The following is a 17,488-nucleotide window of genomic DNA, read 5'->3' on the forward strand; positions in this document are numbered from 1 at the left end:
ATATAGTTGATTTTGATTTTTACGAAGTTAACGTATATCCTTCACCTTCAGCTGCAAACTCACATTGCCCTGCCATTCATTCTCGTCTATTGAATACACTGCCGAAAAAGTTTTTCCGTTCCTGATCACTCCGAGCTTATCCCCAAGAGAAAAACCGATACCGCCAATGGCAGGCCCGCCGTTCTGAGTAACACTGAGCTTCAGGTGTTTGCCATCGCCTCCTACCTGCCTGGCATATCCGGTATCCTTCAACCCTTCTGCCATAAAAACAGGAGGCAGGTTTCCGGGACCAAAAGGGGCAAACTGCTTTAAAATTCTATAAAACTTCGGGGTGATCTCCTTCAGGTCAAGCCTGGCATCAATGCTGATCTCCGGGGTTAACAACCCGGGATCTATCGTATTTGCCACTACCTCCTCGAACTTTTTCTTAAAATCCTCATACTGCTGCTCCAAAAGGGTAAGGCCTGCGGCGTATTTATGACCTCCAAATTGCTCAATGTGCTCCTTACAGGCATCCAGGGCATTGTACACATCAAATCCCTTTACAGATCGTGCGGAAGCGGCCAGCTTATCCCCGCTTTTGGTAAATACCAGGGTAGGCCGGTAATAGGTTTCTGTAAGCCGGGAGGCTACTATACCGATCACGCCTTTATGCCATACCTCATCGTAAACCACCGTGGTATACCGTTCTTCTTCCCTGTTCTCACGGATCTGCTCCAGAGCACACCTGGTAATCTCCTCATCGAGACTCCGGCGATCCTGGTTAAAGGTTTCGATCTCTGCAGCCAGGGTAACGGCAATATTAATATCTTCTTCGGTGAGCAGGTTCACTGCATGCTGACCGTGTTTCATTCTCCCGGCGGCATTGATTCGCGGGGCAATGGTAAAAACGGCATCGGTAAGGCCCAGCTCCCCTTTCTTCCCGCCGGTTATCGCATTAAATCCGGGGCGGGGATGCGCATTGAGCACCTTCATTCCGTAATGCGCCAGGATCCGGTTCTCCCCGGTAACGGGAACAATATCTGCAGCGATGGCCACAGCCACCAGGTCAAGATAGGGCATTAAATGAGAAAGTCCCTGCCCCTTTCTTGACCCGAGGGCCTGAATGAGTTTGAAACCTACCCCACAGCCACAGAGCTCCTTATAGGGGTAGTTACAATCGTCCTGCTTTGGATCCAGGACAGCCACAGCCTCAGGGATCTTGTCTCCGGGACGGTGATGGTCGCAGATCACAAAATCGATTCCTTTTTCCCGGGCATAGGCCACCTTATCAATGGCTTTGATCCCGCAGTCAAGGGCGATGATCAGGGTAATATCGTTATCTGCTGCAAAGTCTATCCCTTTATAAGACACCCCGTAGCCCTCGTCGTAACGGTCAGGAATATAGGTAGCCACCCGGTCGTAATCCTCCATCAGGTAGGAAGACATAAGAGATACCGCAGTGGTGCCGTCTACATCGTAATCTCCGTACACCAGGATATTTTCTCCGTCCTGTACCGCCCGTTCAATGCGCTCTACTGCTTTTTCCATATCCTTCATCATCCAGGGATCGTGGAGCTCTTCCAGTGAAGGACGAAAGAAACTTTTCGCTTGCCCGAAATTAGTGATCCCACGCTGTACCAGTAACCGGGCAATGGTTTCTCCCACTCCAAGTTCTTTAGCCAGATTGGCCACAATGACAGCATCGGGTTCCGGTTTCAGGGTCCAGCGCATAGCAAGCAGATTTACAATGAATTTACAATTTTAATGAGGAAGGAAAAAACAGTTAAATGGAGAAATTATTCGTGGTGAAAAACTGTAGCCACCTTCACATCGGCAAATTTCTCGAACATCGCCATAACCCCGCAATAGGTTTCTACTGAAAGATCCACCGCACGCTGCAGTTTCTTCTCACTCAATTCAGATCCGTAAAAATGAAATTCCATGGTCACCTTATGGTAATACCGGGGATGTTCTTCGGTGAGCTCGGCCTTGATATCGATCTTGAAATCATCAACAGCCAACTTCATTTTTTTGATCATCATCGCCACATCGAGTCCACTACAACCCGCAAGAGAAGACAACATCAGCGCTTTAGGGCGAAACCCGTCTCCCTGCCCCCCGTCTTCCGGGCCGGCATCTATATAAAATTCCCCTGCAGGATTGGTGGTATGAAATCGCATATTCTTTTGCCAGGTGGTAACAACGTGATCTGTTTTCATGGTGTGTTTCTTTTATTTCGACCCAAAATTACCAATAAAAAAAGATAGTGGCCCGGGCGTTTTCAAAATCCGGAAGTGAAATTCGGAGATTCTTTGAAAAATTGTATTTTCAGGAAAAACCAAAAACCAAGTTATGCCATTAGTATCACCATTATCTCCGGAACACGATAAAAAAACCAGGGAGCTTGCTGAATTTTTTAATGAGACCCTGGGCTTCTGTCCGAATTCTGTGCTCACCATGCAGATCCGCCCGGAGATCGCCCAATCCTTTATCAACCTCAACAAGGCTGTTATGGCTAATCATGGCCGCGTCACCTCCTCCCTGAAGCGCCTTATCGCCTGGGTAAGCAGCAATGCCGCGGGTTGCCGGTATTGCCAGGCCCATGCCATCCGGGCCGCAGAGCGCTATGGTGCAAAAAGCGAGCAGCTTGCCAATGTGTGGGAATACAAAACCCATCCGGCTTTTTCGGAGGCCGAACGGGCGGCCCTAGACTTTGCCCTTGCTGCCTCGGTAATTCCCAACCAGGTCAATGGAACCGTAAAGAAAAGGCTTCACCAATACTGGGATGAGGGAGAAATTGTGGAAATGCTCGGCGTGATCTCTCTCTTCGGCTACCTCAACCGCTGGAACGACTCTATGGGCACTACCCTGGAAGAAGGCGCCATTGAAAGCGGCGAAAAGCACCTGGCTTCCGGCGGATGGGAAGTTGGGAAACATGTTTAAGGGTTAGTAGTTAGTCGGGAGTTGGGAATAGTATTTTCTAAAGTTAAGAGGGTACGGAGGTACTAGGTAATTATAGATTATATTATGATGGATTGGAGATGAATGTAGGGCCTGGCCATCTATAATCTATAATCCATCATAATATAATCGATACCATCTCGCGGGCTCTACTCCCGACTCCCGACTAACTATTTCTTCGGTTTCCCACCCACTACGAGTACGATCTCTCCCTTGGGGGGATGCTTTTCATAATGGGTCAGCACTTCTTCTGCCGTGCCCCTGAAGGTTTCTTCGTGAAGTTTGGTGAGTTCCCTGGAAAGACTCACAGGGCGGTCGGCTCCAAAATGCTCGGCAATATCCTTAAGCGTTTTGAGGATCTTATGGGGTGACTCGTAAAAGACCATCGTACGGGGCTCTTCGGCCAGGGCAGACAACCGGGTTTGCCGGCCTTTCTTAACGGGAAGAAATCCTTCAAAAACAAACCGGTCGTTTGGTAAACCGCTGTTCACCAGGGCCGGGACAAAGGCAGTGGCTCCGGGCAGGCATTCCACCTCCAGGCCTTGGGCTACACAGGCCCGGGTAAGCAGAAAGCCCGGGTCGGAAATGGCGGGTGTACCTGCATCACTTATCAGGGCTACGGTTTCTCCCGAGGCGATACGTTTTACCACCCCCTCCACAGTTTTATGCTCGTTATGCATGTGGTGACTTTGCATTGGAGTCTCCACCCCCAGATGCTGGAGCAGCTTACTGCTGGTGCGGGTATCTTCTGCAAGGATCAGGTCGGCTTCCTTTAAGACCCTGATGGCCCGGAGGGTAATATCTTCCAGATTACCTATTGGAGTGGGAACGATATAAAGTTTTGACATAGGATAAAATTAAAAGGCCGCAGCAAAAATGCCACGGCCCGGATATACTTTCAGGAATTCATATCAGGAAAACCGGGCTTCGAGGATCTTCAACAAGCGCACCTCATAGATCTCCTTTCCTTCCCAATAGTTATAATCGGGTTTGATCATCTCTTCTATGAATCGTTTCGCTTCCTCAAAAGAGCTCTTGGTATTCAAAAGGGAGACCACCCGTGTAAAATCTTCTTCGCTTCCGTCGAACAGGTTATTTATGAAAGAGATCTTATCGTTGAGTCCCAGGCTCAGGGATCCCTGGAGTTTCTCTCTCATGGAATATTGAGCCGGAGCCACCCTGGGCTCGGCCTTTTTTTCTTTGACCTCCACATCGGGGGTCACGATATCCTTGTCGCGTTTTACAAAATCGGGTTCCATTCCAAAACCGGACAGCATGTCTTCCAGGGTTTGTGGGTCGGGCATTTCGCTAACCATATCGCGAATGGTCTCCATCCCCGGGGTCATCAAGGCATCAGAATCCTGGTGCGGATTGGTTTCGGGAACATTGGAATTCCCGCGAAGCACTCTTCCGGCAAGCGTTTCAAACCGATCTGCGATCTCGTTGCGTATCACTTCCTGATTGCTCTCTCCAAAATGCGTTTCCAGAAACCGGAGCAGGGTAAGGTTCTCATAGGCCAGGCGGGCTTCCCTTTGCAGGGCCTCGATATCTTGCATGCCCTGCATGGCCAGAATTCGGTGAGCTATCTTTACCAGTTCGCTTTCTAATTTCTTTTTCATCATTAATGCTTTTGGTTAGCCCGGAAGGGCCAGGTTCTGATTTTTCAAACTTATGGAAAAGGTAAAAAATATTTTCATAAAACCAGATTAAATGGGGTGTTTGTCCTGTTAAAACTTTTTGAGGGTCCGCAACCTCCTGGAGGTCAAACGGCAGCTCCCTAAAAATTAAGCAGAACCAGGTCCCGCAACGAATAATTCCTTAAGTTTGCTTCCATAAGGAGAACGTAACTTTTCTCTGAATCTTATAAGGCTTACACTACCATGTTTCTCGAAAATACAGTTAACCATAAAGAACAATTTGGATGGATAGAGGTGATATGCGGGTCTATGTTCTCGGGAAAAACAGAGGAACTTATCCGTCGCCTTAAGCGCGCCCAATTTGCCAGGCAACGGGTAGAGATCTTCAAACCGGCCATTGACATCCGCTATGATGACGAAAAGGTGGTATCTCATGACGAGAATGAGATCCGTTCCACCCCGGTTCCGGCAGCCGCCAACATCCGCCTTCTGGCAGATGGCTGTGATGTGATCGGTATTGATGAAGCCCAGTTCTTTGACGACGAGATCGTTTCTGTTTGTAATGACCTGGCGAACAAAGGCGTCCGGGTCATTGTCGCAGGTCTCGACATGGACTTTAAAGGTAACCCGTTCGGACCCATGCCGGCCCTAATGGCCACCGCCGAATATGTCACCAAGGTACATGCCGTTTGTACGAGAACCGGCAATCTCGCCAATTACAGTTTCAGGAAATCCGGCAATGACCAACTGGTCATGCTTGGAGAAACCGCAGAATATGAACCCCTGAGCCGGGCAGCATTTTACAAAGCCATGCTGGAGGAAAAGGTGAAGCGTATGAACGTGCAATCCCCGGAAAATGTATCCGGAAAAAAATCCGGCTCCAATTCCAATGAGTAAGGTAAGGGAAACCACACTGGAGATCGATCTCAGGGCCCTGGAACACAATTACCGATACCTGAGATCCCGATTAGCAGAGACCACCAGGTTCCTGGCTGTTGTAAAGGCCTATGCCTATGGCAGCGCCCCCGCCAGGGTAGCCCTGAAATTGCAGGACCTGGGTGCTGATTATTTTGCTGTAGCCTATACCGCAGAGGGCATCACCCTGCGACAGGCGGGAGTTACTCAACCCATTCTCGTGCTCCACCCCCTGCCCGTGCATTTTGACGAGCTCATCGATCATTGCCTGGAACCCGCCCTGTATAACAGCAAAGTATTGCGTGAATTTGCATCCGCAGCCAGCACCAAAGGCGTTAAAGATTACCCGGTACATATCAAATTCAATACCGGGCTTAACCGCCTCGGATTCTGGGAAAATGATACCGACCATATCCTGGAGCTCTTAACGAACAGCCCACAGCTTAAAGTAGCCTCCCTGTTTTCTCACCTGGTAGCGTCTGAAGATCCTGAAGAAAAAGATTTCAGCCTCCTGCAGATCGCAAGTTTTAAGTCGACCTCCGAAAAATTGATCGGTGCTCTGGGATATTCCCCCATGCGACATATGCTGAATACTTCGGGAATTCTCAACTATACGGCAGAGGCCGAGTTTGATATGGTACGCAGTGGGATCGGACTCTATGGCTTCGGAAATGAAGTACAGTATGACCACATCCTCAAACCCGTGGTGAGTCTGAAAAGTGTGATCTCCCAGATCCACAGGATAGAACCGGGGGAATCTGTTGGATACAACCGGAAGTTTACCGCAAAAACATTCACCAAAACCGCCACGATTCCGCTCGGACACGCCGATGGAATCGGCAGGATCTATGGTAACGGAAAGGGATTCCTGACCGTCCAAGGCCAGCGCGCCCCGATTATCGGCAATGTTTGTATGGATATGCTTATGATAGACATTACCGGGATCGATTGCCGGGAAGGAGATGAAGTCACCGTTTTTGGAACAGCACCCACCGCGGCACAATTCGCCGCTACCGGGGGAACCATTAGCTACGAACTGATCACCGCCATCTCGCAACGCGTCAGAAGAATCTTCATAGAGCAATAGTTTTCAAGGGTTTACTTAAATGTTTTTCTTACATTAGTATATCCAACTAAATTCTTTTACTATGGGATTCTTATCAGACTTTAAAAAGTTTCTCCTCAAAGGAGATATCGTAAACCTGGCTACCGCGGTTATTGTAGGTGGTGCCTTTGGTAAAATTGTCTCTTCCTTTACCAATGACGTACTGATGCCTCCGATCGGGCTTTTGCTTGGAGGAGTTGATTTTTCTGAACTCAAGATCGTGCTTAAAGATGCTGTTATGGAGAACGGAGAGGTGATCGCCGAGGCCGTTGCCATTAACTACGGAAGTTTTATTCAAACGGTTATTGACTTCATTATCATAGGGTTCTGTATCTTTGCAGTATTAAAGGCTTACGAAAGCACACAGAAAAAAGAAGAAGCCCCGGCCGCCCCTAAAGGACCGAGCCAGGAAGAATTGCTGATCGAGATCCGCGATGAACTGAGAAAACAGAATCAATAATATATCCCGCCTGTTCGGGACAAACCGCTACACGTAGCATGTTTAACTAAACCACCTCGGAAGGGGTGGTTCTTTTTTTGGAGGGAAGCAGGTAAATAGGTATGGAGGTAAATAGGTAAGTAGGTAAATGGGTAGATGGGTAGATGGGTATTATTAATTTATAGATTATTTTCTATATTTGAAAGAAACACTAATCATGTTACACACTGAAATGGAAGTTTGGAAAAGAAGTATGGATTTAGCCGTCGAAGCATACAATATGACCAGTACTTTTCCAAAAGAAGAAAAATATGGGCTGATCAGTCAAATCAATCGTGCAGCCATTTCAATACCTTCAAATATTGCCGAAGGGGCAGGTCGACATAGTGTCAAAGAATACCTGCATTTTTTAAATATCGCCACAGGATCAGCCTCAGAACTGGAAACATTACTAAGACTTTCACAACGGCTGAACTACCCCTTAAAACCAGACCTTATCACCCAATACCTCATTCCAGTACAAAAGATGCTTTATAAACAGAAACTGTCATTGAGATCGCAAATAAAACGGTAACTCTGCAACAATTACCTACTTACCTATATACCTCCTTACCTCCTTACCTATTTACCTCCTTACCTATATACCTCCCTACCTCCCTACCTACTTACCTACTTACCTCCTTACCCATTTACCTACTTACCCAACCACCTGTTACAAAACAAACATTTTGTTATAATTAAATTATTATCATTCTACCCCCTTGTTTTACAGAAAGAATCCTATACATTTGCCTCGTAAAATTATACCCCTGATATGAAAATAGCAGTTGTTGGTGCCACCGGAATGGTTGGCCAGGTAATGCTAAAGGTACTGGCCGAGCGCCAGTTTCCGGTTAGTGAACTTATCCCTGTAGCTTCAGAACGCTCTGTAGGGAAATCGATCGAATTCAACGGCAACACGTATAAGGTGGTCGGGTTAGCGGATGCAGTTGCCGCCCGTCCGGATATTGCCTTATTCTCTGCCGGTGGAGGCACCTCTTTAGAGTGGGCCCCGAAATTTGCTGAGGCCGGAACCACGGTTATCGACAATTCTTCTGCCTGGAGGATGGATCCCACGAAAAAACTCGTGGTACCCGAGATCAATGCCGGCGACCTTACCCGCGAAGATAAGATCATCGCCAATCCGAACTGTTCCACCATACAGATGGTCATGGCTCTTGCACCCCTTCATAAAAAGTACAGCGCAAAACGCGTTATTGTTTCTACCTACCAGAGCATCACAGGAACCGGGGTAAAGGCAGTAAGACAGCTGGAAAATGAATACGCCGGCATTCAGGAGGAGATGGCCTACCCATACCCCATCCACCGAAACGCACTCCCACATTGCGACGTATTTGAGGAGAACGGCTATACCAAGGAAGAGATGAAACTGGTTCGTGAAACCCAGAAGATCGTAGACAAGCATATCGCGGTTACCGCTACTGCCGTACGTATCCCCGTTGTTGGGGGGCACAGTGAATCTGTGAATATCGAATTTGAGAACGACTTTAAACTTAACGAAGTTCGCGGTATCCTTAATGATACCCCCGGAATTACCGTTCAGGACAACCCGGATACCAACACCTACCCTATGCCAGCATATGCAGAAGGTAAGAATGAAGTATTCGTTGGCCGGATAAGACGGGACGAATCCCGACCCAACACCCTTAATATGTGGATCGTTGCAGACAACCTGCGTAAGGGTGCTGCCACCAACGCAGTTCAGATCGCAGAGTACCTTTTGGAGAACGAACTCGTATAACCTGAACATAAAACAAACCGAAAAGCCTCTTCGATACCGAAGGGGCTTTTTTATTAAAAAACCACCACACGTAGGTTTCTCTTCCCTGGAAACCTCCCGTTACTTTAACGCCCTGTTACAAAAACGCTAAAGGAATAAGCGCACCGGTATCCCTTCATTTAACGCTTTTCTAACATAGTTTTCTGTATTTTAGTGAAAAATTTACCAACAAATGAATCAACGTTTTAGCATCTTTGCGGTAGCCTTACTGGCCCTGACGTCCTGTAAGGACGAATCAAAATCTGACATGGCTTTGAATTACCCCGCTACCAAAAAAGTAGATACCACAGACACGTATTTCGACACCGAAGTAAAAGACCCTTACCGATGGCTGGAAGACGATCTTTCAGACGAAACCGCCCAATGGGTAAAGGCCCAGAATGAGGTTACCTTCGGGTACCTGGAAAACATTCCCTATCGCTCCCAGATGGAGGCGCGCCTTAAAGAAATCTGGAACTACGAGAAATTAGGAGCTCCTTACAAAGAGGGAGACTACACCTATTACAGCAAGAACGACGGGTTGCAAAACCAGTCGGTGATCTACCGTAAGAAAGACGGGGAAGACAAAGAGGAGGTTTTCCTGGATCCCAACACCTTTTCGGAAGACGGAACCACTTCCCTGAGCGGACTCAGCTTTTCAAAAAGCGGAAACCTGGCTGCTTACTCCATATCTGAGGGAGGAAGTGACTGGCGTAAGGTGATCGTGATCGATGCGGTGAGCAGAACAGTCGTAGAAGACACCCTTAACGACATCAAGTTCAGTGGCATTTCCTGGAAAGGGGATGAAGGCTTCTTTTACTCCAGCTATGACAAGCCGGAGGGAAGTGAATTATCGGCAAAAACCGATCAGCATAAGTTATACTATCACAAGCTTGGCACTCCTCAAAGTGAAGATGCGCTTATCTTCGGAGGTACTGAAGAAGAGAAGCACCGTTACGTAGGAGGCCGGGTTACAGAAGACGACAAATACCTGATGATCTCTGCTTCGGTTTCCACCAACGGAAACAAGCTTTTCCTTAAAGATCTCAGTACCCCGGATGCGCCTTTAACGGCCATTGTTGACCATACCGACAGCAATACGAACCTGCTCACCAACGAAGGCAGCACACTTTTCCTGGTGACCGACCTGGATGCACCCAACCAAAGAGTGGTGAAGACAGATGCCGCCAATCCGACTCCCGAGAACTGGGAAGACTTTATTGCAGAGACCGAAAATGTATTATCACCCAGTACAGGGGCAGGTTATTTCTTTGCAGAATATATGGTTGATGCGGTTTCCAAAGTACTCCAGTACAATTATGAGGGAGAACTGGTAAGAGAAGTGGAACTTCCCGGAATCGGAAGTGTAGGTCGCATCGGTGGTAAAAAAGAAGACACTACCCTGTACTACAGCTTTACCAATTACAAGACTCCAGGAAGCATCTACAGCTACAACCCGGAAGACGGCAGCTCCCAGGTATACTTTAGCCCTGAGATCAGCTTCAATCCGGACGATTACGAATCGGAGCAGGTGTTTTACGAGTCTAAGGACGGTACCAAAGTACCGATGATCATCACCTACAAAAAAGGACTGGAGAAAAACGGTAAGAACCCTGCCATGCTTTACGGATACGGCGGATTTAACATCAGTCTCACCCCTTCTTTCAGTACGGCTATGGCTGTTTGGATGGAGCAGGGCGGTATCTATGCCGTGCCTAACCTTCGCGGGGGTGGAGAGTACGGAAAAGAATGGCACGATGCCGGAACCCAGATGCAAAAGCAAAATGTTTTTGACGATTTTATCGCAGCCGGTGAATACCTGATCGCAGAAGGATACACCTCTCCCGAATACCTTGCCGTACGCGGGGGATCTAACGGAGGGCTCCTGGTGGGCGCGGTAATGACCCAGCGACCTGATCTTATGAAGGTAGCCATCCCTATGGTTGGAGTACTGGATATGCTGCGTTATCACACCTTTACTGCCGGTGCAGGATGGGCCTATGACTACGGTACTGCAGAGCAGAGCAAGGAAATGTTCGATTACCTGAAAGGGTATTCTCCTGTGCACAATGTAAAGGAAGGCACCCACTATCCTGCCACCCTGGTAACCACGGGAGACCATGACGACCGCGTAGTACCTGCCCACAGTTTTAAGTTTGCAGCCGAGCTGCAGGACAAGCAAACAGGAAGTAATCCTACCCTGATCCGTATTGAGACCAACGCAGGTCACGGAGCCGGAACCCCGGTGAGCAAAACTATTGAACTGTATTCAGACATCTTCAGTTTTGCCCTTTACAACATGGGCTTTGAAACTTTGCCTAACCAGGCAGTATTAAAAGACGAGATCAAGGGATAATCCCGATCACATCATATGGGAGAACCCGGCTAAATACAGCCGGGTTTTTTCGTTTTATAGTATATTAGCGAACAGGTGATCACACGTACTTTGTATCTAAATATCAACTATGCTGCAGGTTAAAAATCTCTCCTTCGCCTATCGCGATAAAAAAGTATTAAATAACATCAGCTTCCGGCTCCAACCCGGACAGCAACTATCTGTTATAGGCGAAAGCGGCTCTGGGAAAAGCACCTTACTTAAGATCATTTACGGCCTGCTTCAGCCGGAGCAGGGCAGTATTCACTGGAACGATAAAAAACTCCTGGGCCCGGAATTTAATTTGGTACCCGGGGAAGAATTCATCAAATACCAGGCCCAGGATTACGATTTGATGCCTCCCCTTACCGTGGCTCAGAATGTGGGAAAGTTCCTTTCAAATTTTTATCCCCGAAAAAAGAAACAGCGAATTGAAGAATTACTGGAGCTGGTAGACATGAGTGATTTTGCAGACCGCAGACCCGATGAGCTTAGTGGCGGGCAGCAACAAAGAGTTGCCCTGGCCCGGGTGCTGGCCCGGGAACCCGAACTCCTTTTACTGGATGAACCCTTTAGCAATATCGATAATTTCAAAAAGAGTGCCCTGCGCAGGCAACTCTTCGAATACCTTAAGGATAAGGGTATTGCCTGTATCGTAGCTACTCACGACAATGCCGACAGCCTTTCTTTTTCTGATGAAGCCCTGGTCATGAAGAACGGAAGGATCATTCACCGCGGCAACCCCAGGGAACTCTACCTGAGTCCGCAAACCCGGTATGTGGCGCGACTGTTCGGAGAGGTAAACCAACTACCCGTTTCCTGGTTTATAGAAGACCGGAAAGGCCTGGTGCTGATCTACCCTCATGAGCTTTTCCTGAACCCCGAAGGAAAGATCAAGGCCATCGTCGAGGAGAATTATTTTGAAGGGCATTCTTACCTGGTTAAAGCCCGTATCGGCCGAAGACTGGTCTATTTCCGAAACGACAATCCCCTTAACAAACAATTCGCCATAGGATTAACCCTGAAAGACGGCGTCCTGGAGCACCGCCTTAAACCACAGCCCTAATCCCGATCGGCTTCCCGTTAAAGGTCACCGTATCTCCGGCTGACTTGCTCAGAAGGAGTTGCCCTATAGGTGACAATGGTGAGATCACCATTACGGGAAACTCAGAGATCTTCAGTATCCCAAGGGAGACCGACAGGAAATAAATACCTGCCGTGGTGTCTACCATACTTCCCGCTGCTACCCTGTTTGCAACCGGGGAATCCCTGTAGACCAATCGTTCAAAAACCTGAAATTCCTCCTCCTGCAACCTCAGGCGGGAAGCAGCACGTTCCATCTCCAGTTGAACCATTGCCCTCCCGGTTTCGTGTTTGTCGCCCGCGGTGCTTTTTGATTCGCTGTCAAGAGCGTCTTTCAAACCGCTTATCTGCCGGGTGATCTTTTCATGAGACTCCACCAGTTTTTGCCTGCACACCCTTACGGTTTCCTTTTTTAATTCCTGAAGATCGATATTCATGAAGCTAAAATAGAGAAAGGGAAGGAGAAGGAAAAAGAATAGGAGTGGGATAAAGGATACGGGGAGCAGCCGGAATGTTCAGGATCGGGAAAAAATATAGGTGACTTCCATAAGTACTTCCCGTTCGCGGTAATCCCGGACGATCTCTTCCACTGAAAAGGCGAAACTTTGGTTGTTATCCATAAAATCCAGGGCAGCCTGCATATTAAAGCATCCTGCATTGAGGTATAAGGTACCCGCATCCAGCTTCCATGTGCCATCAAATAACAACTTCTCAGAACAGGCATCCCCCTCCGTGACAGAAGCGTAATAGGATGCCGATCGGTTCGCATCAAAAGTATACCGGGCGTTCTTTGCACAATCTCCCAATTGGGCAAACAGGTCGGTATCCGGGTTATCAATATCATCGTCGGTGAGGTCCATGGGCACCGCCCCCACCAGTCCGCTTAATTGCCACATGCCAGGCATCACCTCCTCTCCTGCCGAAAGCGGACCGCTAAAGTCTTCCGGGCAACCCGGGCCTTCATCTTTGGAGCAGCCAGAAAAGATCATGCAAAAGAAAAGCAACAGGGAAATTGATCGTATCATAACAGCAGTAGTTTCAGTCTTATAACCGAAAAATGGAATAGGACACCAATGATTCTATTAAAAATTGCCAGCACCGGTATCCTTAAAAAATACGACTCAATTCCTTACCGGTCTGGCTTCCTATAGCCACGCCCATTCCGCCGAGACGCACGCCGCAGGCAACGTTGTCAGAAAGACTCTTGAGCACCGGAACCTTAGAAGTACCTACCCCCATAATGCCACTCCACCGGGTATCGATCTCAAAAGGAGTGCCCGGAAGGATCACCTCTTTCAGCAATTGCTCGAGTTTCCCCTGGATCAGGGGCGTCATTCCGAACTCCGCAGTTTTCTCTCCAAGGGGATCGAGGTTTCGACCACCACCCAAAAGGATACGGTCGTTTATATTTCTGAAGTAATAATACCCGCGATCGATATGGAAACTGCCTTTGATCTTCAGCTTTTTTATGGGTTTGGTAATAAGCACCTGGGCGCGGGCAGGAGAAACGGAATCCCCAAGTACAGAGCTGGCAAAGCCGTTGGTAGCCAGGTAGAGTTTCCCGCAGGTAAATTCCCGGAGACTGGTTTTTACAGCCACCTTCCCGTTAAGATCGGTAAAGTCCTCCAGGCTTACCCCAAACAGAATACGGATCTCCTTTTTGATGCATTTGGACTGAAGCGCCAGCATCATCTTCCCGGTATTGAGCTGCCCTTCGTAACGGTTCTTCATCAGGTAATCCTGAACACCTTCAAAACCAAAGGTGTTGGGAACTACTTCAAAGACTTTTTTCCGGAAGAGGGGTTTCAGAATTTTATTCACCCGCTTACGATGTTCCAGGCAGGCCATAAAAAATTCGGGGTCTCCCTTAAGAAAGACCTCGTACCCCCCGTGGGGTTTATAACCTATGGCTTTATCGCCCAGATTTTTTCGTAGCAACTGGATGCCCTGGTAGCGTTTTTCTACTAAGGCCAGCATTTCATCTTCGGTTTGGGTGTTCATATCATCCAAAAGTTCAGAAAGACTGCCAAAACATGCAAATCCCGCATTTTTAGTACTGGCACCCTGTGGCAAGAGTCCGCGTTCAAGCACCAGGATCCTGGCCTTGGGATGGCGCTCACGAAGGGAAAGGGCGCAATTGAGCCCAACAATGCCGGCCCCTACCACCACAAAATCCGGTTCATCAAAAAATTCCCGGATCTCCCAATAGGAAAAACCGGAAGAAACCGAATGGTTAACAAATGCCAGGGGCATACTATGGGTCGCAGGATTGGCTTTCATATCTTAAAGATATATAATTCCGGAAAATAGCAATGAGAATCAAAAAATATTTTTGATTTTAACTTACTCATTTACAATACTTTATGTGTGTAAAAGAAAAGCCAGACCATGCTAAAAAAAGCCATCCATCGCTTGAGCGACAGGGGCATACATACCTGCTTCCACAGGGGGTAAATGCAAAATTTCCAAGATTGCCGAATTAAAGCGTAAGCAGGATTTATATAAAACACCAATGGAGACTTTAAGGCTATGATGCTTGTGGCAAGCTAATGCAATTTACTCCAACCAGATCTTTTCCAATTCCACTTTGAAATCTTCTTCCTTTTTATTCCCTATGAGTAAAGCAACTTCAGAGAGCATTTCTCCCGAATAATCAGGCATATCGAGCCTGTTCCCTCTGAAGGTGGGATACATAGATCCCAGGGATATCACCACCTCCTGCCAGGTACCGTTCGTTTCAAAATAAGCCACATAGCTCTGAGGATCGCCCCAGTTGGACTTGCAGCGCACCTGGTAGCGGGCAGGCTCCCCCTTTACCCGTAGATGAATGGTTGAAAAATCGCTGATATCAACGGGGGAAAGCCGCAAACGCACCGATGCGAATCCGCCGTTATTCTCCAGGGAAACGTGACCGGAGAACACCCCGTTCCCCGCCTGGTTTTTCCGGATCTGTGCATTGGACGCACCTCCCATGACCACATCATTAACAATGGCCCACGCCCCGGTATCGGGCCGGGAGGCAAAATCATAGATCACGAGTTCAGATTGCATGCTTACCAGGGTTAAAATAAAACAAAAGGCGTATCCAACGAATTTCATCCTTATAAGGTACAACAATAAAATAATCCCATCCGGGTTGGGAACTCACCGATCTTCCGTAGTGCTACATAATAAAAAAGCCCCGCTTTGCAGCGGGGCTTTTTATTTATTCTACCTCTTCCGGTTTCATTTTGAAATCCTCCATAAACTTGGTGGTGTAGTTCCCTGCGATATAATCAGGGTGCTCCATCAACTGGCGGTGGAAGGGGATGGTGGTTTTTATACCTTCGATCACAAACTCATCCAGGGCACGTTTCATTTTATGAATGGCCTCCTCCCTGGTCTGGGCGGTGGTAATAAGTTTGGCGATCATAGAGTCGTAGTTAGGCGGGATGGTGTATCCGCTGTACACATGCGTATCCAGACGCACCCCGTGCCCTCCAGGGGCATGCAGGGTGGTGATCCTTCCCGGAGAGGGACGAAAATCGTTATAAGGATCTTCTGCGTTGATACGGCACTCGATAGAATGCAGCTTTGGCGTATAGTTCTTCCCGGAGATCGGCACCCCTGCAGCCACGAGGATCTGCTCGCGGATCAGGTCATAATCGATCACCTGCTCGGTGATCGGGTGCTCTACCTGGATACGGGTATTCATCTCCATAAAGTAGAAGTTACGGTGCTTATCCACCAGGAACTCTACCGTACCTGCACCTTCGTATTTGATGTATTCGGCAGCCTTTACTGCAGCCAGTCCCATGGCCTCACGAAGTTCATCGGTCATAAACGGCGATGGCGTTTCTTCGGTAAGCTTCTGGTGACGACGCTGTACGGAACAGTTACGCTCTGAAAGGTGACAGGCTTTTCCGAACTGGTCTCCAACGATCTGGATCTCGATATGGCGTGGCTCTTCGATAAGCTTTTCCATATACATCCCATCGTTTCCAAAGGCAGCTCCGGCTTCCTGCTTGGCACTTTCATAGGCTTTCTGAAGGTCTTCCTTCTTCCAGACAGCACGCATACCCTTTCCGCCACCTCCGGCGGTAGCCTTGAGCATTACGGGATACCCCATTTCGCCGGCCAGCTGTTGAGCTTGCTGTAAACTCTCCAGCAGGCCTTCGCTTCCGGGAATGGTAGGAACCCCGGCTTCTTTCATGGTCGTTTTGGCCGTAGCCTTATCTCCCATCCGTTCGATCTGTTCCGGAGAAGCTCCGATAAATTTTATTCCGTGTTCCCTGCAGATCCTGGAAAAATTGGCATTTTCAGACAGGAACCCGTAACCCGGGTGAATGGCATCGGCATTGGTGATCTCTGCCGCTGCAATGATATTCGCTATTTTAAGGTAGGAGTCCTTGGAAGGAGCCGGGCCGATACATACCGCCTCATCGGCAAAACGCACGTGAAGGCTTTCGGCATCGGCGGTAGAATAAACCGCCACGGTCTTAATTCCCATCTCCTTACAGGTTCTGATCACACGAAGTGCGATCTCTCCTCTGTTGGCAATCAGTATCTTTTTAAACATATCATTCGATATTTTAGATTCGTACTTACAACCCTTTTTCCGGGGCCTCCACTCTTGACAATGGCTGCCGGGAATAACAGGTCAGAAGTTCTCGATTAAGATGGGTCAACAAGGAATAAAGGCTGATCAAACTCTACAGGTGTAGAATCGTCTACAAGCACCTTTACGATCTTTCCACTCACTTCACTCTCGATCTCGTTAAAGAGTTTCATGGCCTCGATCACACAAAGCACATCTCCTTGTCCGATGCTATCACCAACCTCAACAAAGGCAGGCTTATCGGGAGAAGGTTTTCTGTAGAAAGTACCGATGATAGGCGATTTTATGGTAACGTATTTACTGTCTTCGTCACTGGCAGCAGGGGCAGCAGATTCTGCAGCTGCGGGAGCGGGGGCAGCAGGGGCAGCCGGAGCCGGGGCCTGTGCCATAGGCTGATTCATAGGGATGTGTTGCACATAGGTTGTGGCTTCACCCTTCTTCTCATCAGATGTTGTCTTAATAGTGATCTTAACATCCTCCATCTCAAGCTTTACTTCGCTTGCTCCGGATTTTGCCACGAATTTGATCAAACTTTGAATTTCTTTTAAATCCATGATTACTCTGTTAGATTAGTGT

18 protein-coding genes are annotated in these 17,488 nt (G+C 48.2%); 8 read left to right on the forward strand and 10 right to left on the reverse strand.

Going from position 1 to position 17,488, the window contains the following annotated elements; translation table 11 throughout:
• Positions 1-27: 27 nt before the first annotated feature.
• Positions 28-1,713, reverse strand: a complete 1,686-nt coding sequence (gene recJ / locus K7R11_RS01145) for a single-stranded-DNA-specific exonuclease RecJ (protein WP_224487990.1) — start codon at positions 1,711-1,713, stop codon at positions 28-30.
• A 65-nt stretch (positions 1,714-1,778) separates the two neighbouring features.
• The gene (locus K7R11_RS01150; protein ID WP_224487991.1) at positions 1,779-2,201 is read right to left on the reverse strand and encodes an OsmC family protein; all 423 of its coding nucleotides are present in this window, start codon (positions 2,199-2,201) and stop codon (positions 1,779-1,781) included.
• Between the two features lie 133 nt (positions 2,202-2,334).
• Between K7R11_RS01150 and K7R11_RS01155 the strand changes: the two genes are divergently transcribed.
• Positions 2,335-2,925, forward strand: coding sequence for a carboxymuconolactone decarboxylase family protein (locus K7R11_RS01155; RefSeq protein ID WP_224487992.1), 591 nt, complete (start codon positions 2,335-2,337; stop codon positions 2,923-2,925).
• Positions 2,926-3,113: 188 nt separating this feature from the next.
• Here the strand turns inward: K7R11_RS01155 and rsmI are convergent, their stop codons facing one another.
• Both rsmI and K7R11_RS01165 read right to left on the reverse strand, forming a co-directional pair.
• Positions 3,114-3,791 carry a 16S rRNA (cytidine(1402)-2'-O)-methyltransferase gene (gene rsmI / locus K7R11_RS01160; RefSeq protein ID WP_224487993.1) on the reverse strand — a complete coding sequence of 226 codons (678 nt, stop codon included), beginning with the start codon at positions 3,789-3,791 and terminating at the stop codon, positions 3,114-3,116.
• A 63-nt stretch (positions 3,792-3,854) separates the two neighbouring features.
• Complete coding sequence (locus K7R11_RS01165; protein ID WP_224487994.1) at positions 3,855-4,562, reverse strand: hypothetical protein; 708 nt, start codon at positions 4,560-4,562, stop codon at positions 3,855-3,857.
• A 261-nt stretch (positions 4,563-4,823) separates the two neighbouring features.
• On the opposite strand from K7R11_RS01165, the gene K7R11_RS01170 reads away from it, so the two are divergent.
• The 7 genes from K7R11_RS01170 (at position 4,824) to K7R11_RS01200 (ending at position 12,298) form a co-directional block, all read left to right on the forward strand.
• A complete protein-coding gene (locus K7R11_RS01170; protein WP_224487995.1) occupies positions 4,824-5,477 on the forward strand; it encodes a thymidine kinase in 654 nt (217 codons plus the stop codon).
• A complete protein-coding gene (gene alr, locus K7R11_RS01175; protein ID WP_224487996.1) occupies positions 5,470-6,582 on the forward strand; it encodes an alanine racemase in 1,113 nt (370 codons plus the stop codon). Before K7R11_RS01170 ends, alr begins: the two co-directional genes overlap by 8 nt.
• Before the next feature lie 61 nt (positions 6,583-6,643).
• A complete protein-coding gene (gene mscL / locus K7R11_RS01180; RefSeq protein WP_224487997.1) occupies positions 6,644-7,060 on the forward strand; it encodes a large-conductance mechanosensitive channel protein MscL in 417 nt (138 codons plus the stop codon).
• A gap of 196 nt (positions 7,061-7,256) precedes the next feature.
• Entirely contained in the window at positions 7,257-7,613 is a 357-nt protein-coding gene (locus K7R11_RS01185; RefSeq protein WP_224487998.1) for a four helix bundle protein, read from the forward strand.
• A 240-nt stretch (positions 7,614-7,853) separates the two neighbouring features.
• Complete coding sequence (locus K7R11_RS01190; RefSeq protein ID WP_224488000.1) at positions 7,854-8,840, forward strand: aspartate-semialdehyde dehydrogenase; 987 nt, start codon at positions 7,854-7,856, stop codon at positions 8,838-8,840.
• Between the two features lie 211 nt (positions 8,841-9,051).
• Positions 9,052-11,214, forward strand: coding sequence for a prolyl oligopeptidase family serine peptidase (locus K7R11_RS01195; protein ID WP_224488001.1), 2,163 nt, complete (start codon positions 9,052-9,054; stop codon positions 11,212-11,214).
• 109 nt (positions 11,215-11,323) lie between these two features.
• A complete protein-coding gene (locus K7R11_RS01200; protein WP_224488003.1) occupies positions 11,324-12,298 on the forward strand; it encodes an ABC transporter ATP-binding protein in 975 nt (324 codons plus the stop codon).
• On the opposite strand, the gene K7R11_RS01205 is transcribed toward K7R11_RS01200, so the two are convergent.
• From K7R11_RS01205 to accB, 6 genes are all read right to left on the reverse strand, one after another.
• Positions 12,282-12,752, reverse strand: coding sequence for a GreA/GreB family elongation factor (locus K7R11_RS01205; protein ID WP_224488005.1), 471 nt, complete (start codon positions 12,750-12,752; stop codon positions 12,282-12,284). The genes K7R11_RS01200 and K7R11_RS01205 overlap by 17 nt on opposite strands.
• 78 nt (positions 12,753-12,830) lie before the next feature.
• Positions 12,831-13,340 (reverse strand): DUF5004 domain-containing protein, encoded by a 510-nt coding sequence (locus tag K7R11_RS01210; protein WP_224488008.1) that lies wholly within the window; start codon positions 13,338-13,340, stop codon positions 12,831-12,833.
• An 82-nt stretch (positions 13,341-13,422) separates the two neighbouring features.
• Entirely contained in the window at positions 13,423-14,595 is a 1,173-nt protein-coding gene (locus tag K7R11_RS01215) for an NAD(P)/FAD-dependent oxidoreductase (RefSeq protein WP_458693829.1), read from the reverse strand.
• A gap of 276 nt (positions 14,596-14,871) precedes the next feature.
• Positions 14,872-15,366, reverse strand: coding sequence for a CIA30 family protein (locus K7R11_RS01220; protein ID WP_224488010.1), 495 nt, complete (start codon positions 15,364-15,366; stop codon positions 14,872-14,874).
• A 154-nt stretch (positions 15,367-15,520) separates the two neighbouring features.
• Positions 15,521-16,873, reverse strand: coding sequence for an acetyl-CoA carboxylase biotin carboxylase subunit (gene accC, locus K7R11_RS01225; protein ID WP_224488012.1), 1,353 nt, complete (start codon positions 16,871-16,873; stop codon positions 15,521-15,523).
• Between the two features lie 95 nt (positions 16,874-16,968).
• Positions 16,969-17,466 (reverse strand): acetyl-CoA carboxylase biotin carboxyl carrier protein, encoded by a 498-nt coding sequence (accB, locus tag K7R11_RS01230; RefSeq protein ID WP_224488014.1) that lies wholly within the window; start codon positions 17,464-17,466, stop codon positions 16,969-16,971.
• Positions 17,467-17,488 lie beyond the last annotated feature (22 nt).

The sequence above is a fragment of the Robertkochia flava genome (assembly GCF_020166515.1).
Taxonomy (GTDB): Bacteria; Bacteroidota; Bacteroidia; order Flavobacteriales; family Flavobacteriaceae; genus Robertkochia; species Robertkochia flava.

Bases quoted from the DNA above. Each gene is read 5' to 3' on its own strand.
- K7R11_RS01215 (WP_458693829.1), bottom strand. From the start codon at position 14,595: ATGAAAGCCAATCCTGCGACCCATAGTATGCCCCTGGCATTTGTTAAC.
- recJ (WP_224487990.1), bottom strand. From the start codon at position 1,713: ATGCGCTGGACCCTGAAACCGGAACCCGATGCTGTCATTGTGGCCAAT.
- K7R11_RS01165 (WP_224487994.1), bottom strand. From the start codon at position 4,562: ATGAAAAAGAAATTAGAAAGCGAACTGGTAAAGATAGCTCACCGAATT.
- K7R11_RS01150 (WP_224487991.1), bottom strand. From the start codon at position 2,201: ATGAAAACAGATCACGTTGTTACCACCTGGCAAAAGAATATGCGATTT.
- K7R11_RS01210 (WP_224488008.1), bottom strand. From the start codon at position 13,340: ATGATACGATCAATTTCCCTGTTGCTTTTCTTTTGCATGATCTTTTCT.
- K7R11_RS01205 (WP_224488005.1), bottom strand. From the start codon at position 12,752: ATGAATATCGATCTTCAGGAATTAAAAAAGGAAACCGTAAGGGTGTGC.
- alr (WP_224487996.1), top strand. From the start codon at position 5,470: ATGAGTAAGGTAAGGGAAACCACACTGGAGATCGATCTCAGGGCCCTG.
- mscL (WP_224487997.1), top strand. From the start codon at position 6,644: ATGGGATTCTTATCAGACTTTAAAAAGTTTCTCCTCAAAGGAGATATC.
- K7R11_RS01195 (WP_224488001.1), top strand. From the start codon at position 9,052: ATGAATCAACGTTTTAGCATCTTTGCGGTAGCCTTACTGGCCCTGACG.
- K7R11_RS01170 (WP_224487995.1), top strand. From the start codon at position 4,824: ATGTTTCTCGAAAATACAGTTAACCATAAAGAACAATTTGGATGGATA.
- K7R11_RS01185 (WP_224487998.1), top strand. From the start codon at position 7,257: ATGTTACACACTGAAATGGAAGTTTGGAAAAGAAGTATGGATTTAGCC.
- K7R11_RS01190 (WP_224488000.1), top strand. From the start codon at position 7,854: ATGAAAATAGCAGTTGTTGGTGCCACCGGAATGGTTGGCCAGGTAATG.
- K7R11_RS01200 (WP_224488003.1), top strand. From the start codon at position 11,324: ATGCTGCAGGTTAAAAATCTCTCCTTCGCCTATCGCGATAAAAAAGTA.
- accB (WP_224488014.1), bottom strand. From the start codon at position 17,466: ATGGATTTAAAAGAAATTCAAAGTTTGATCAAATTCGTGGCAAAATCC.
- accC (WP_224488012.1), bottom strand. From the start codon at position 16,873: ATGTTTAAAAAGATACTGATTGCCAACAGAGGAGAGATCGCACTTCGT.
- K7R11_RS01155 (WP_224487992.1), top strand. From the start codon at position 2,335: ATGCCATTAGTATCACCATTATCTCCGGAACACGATAAAAAAACCAGG.
- rsmI (WP_224487993.1), bottom strand. From the start codon at position 3,791: ATGTCAAAACTTTATATCGTTCCCACTCCAATAGGTAATCTGGAAGAT.
- K7R11_RS01220 (WP_224488010.1), bottom strand. From the start codon at position 15,366: ATGCAATCTGAACTCGTGATCTATGATTTTGCCTCCCGGCCCGATACC.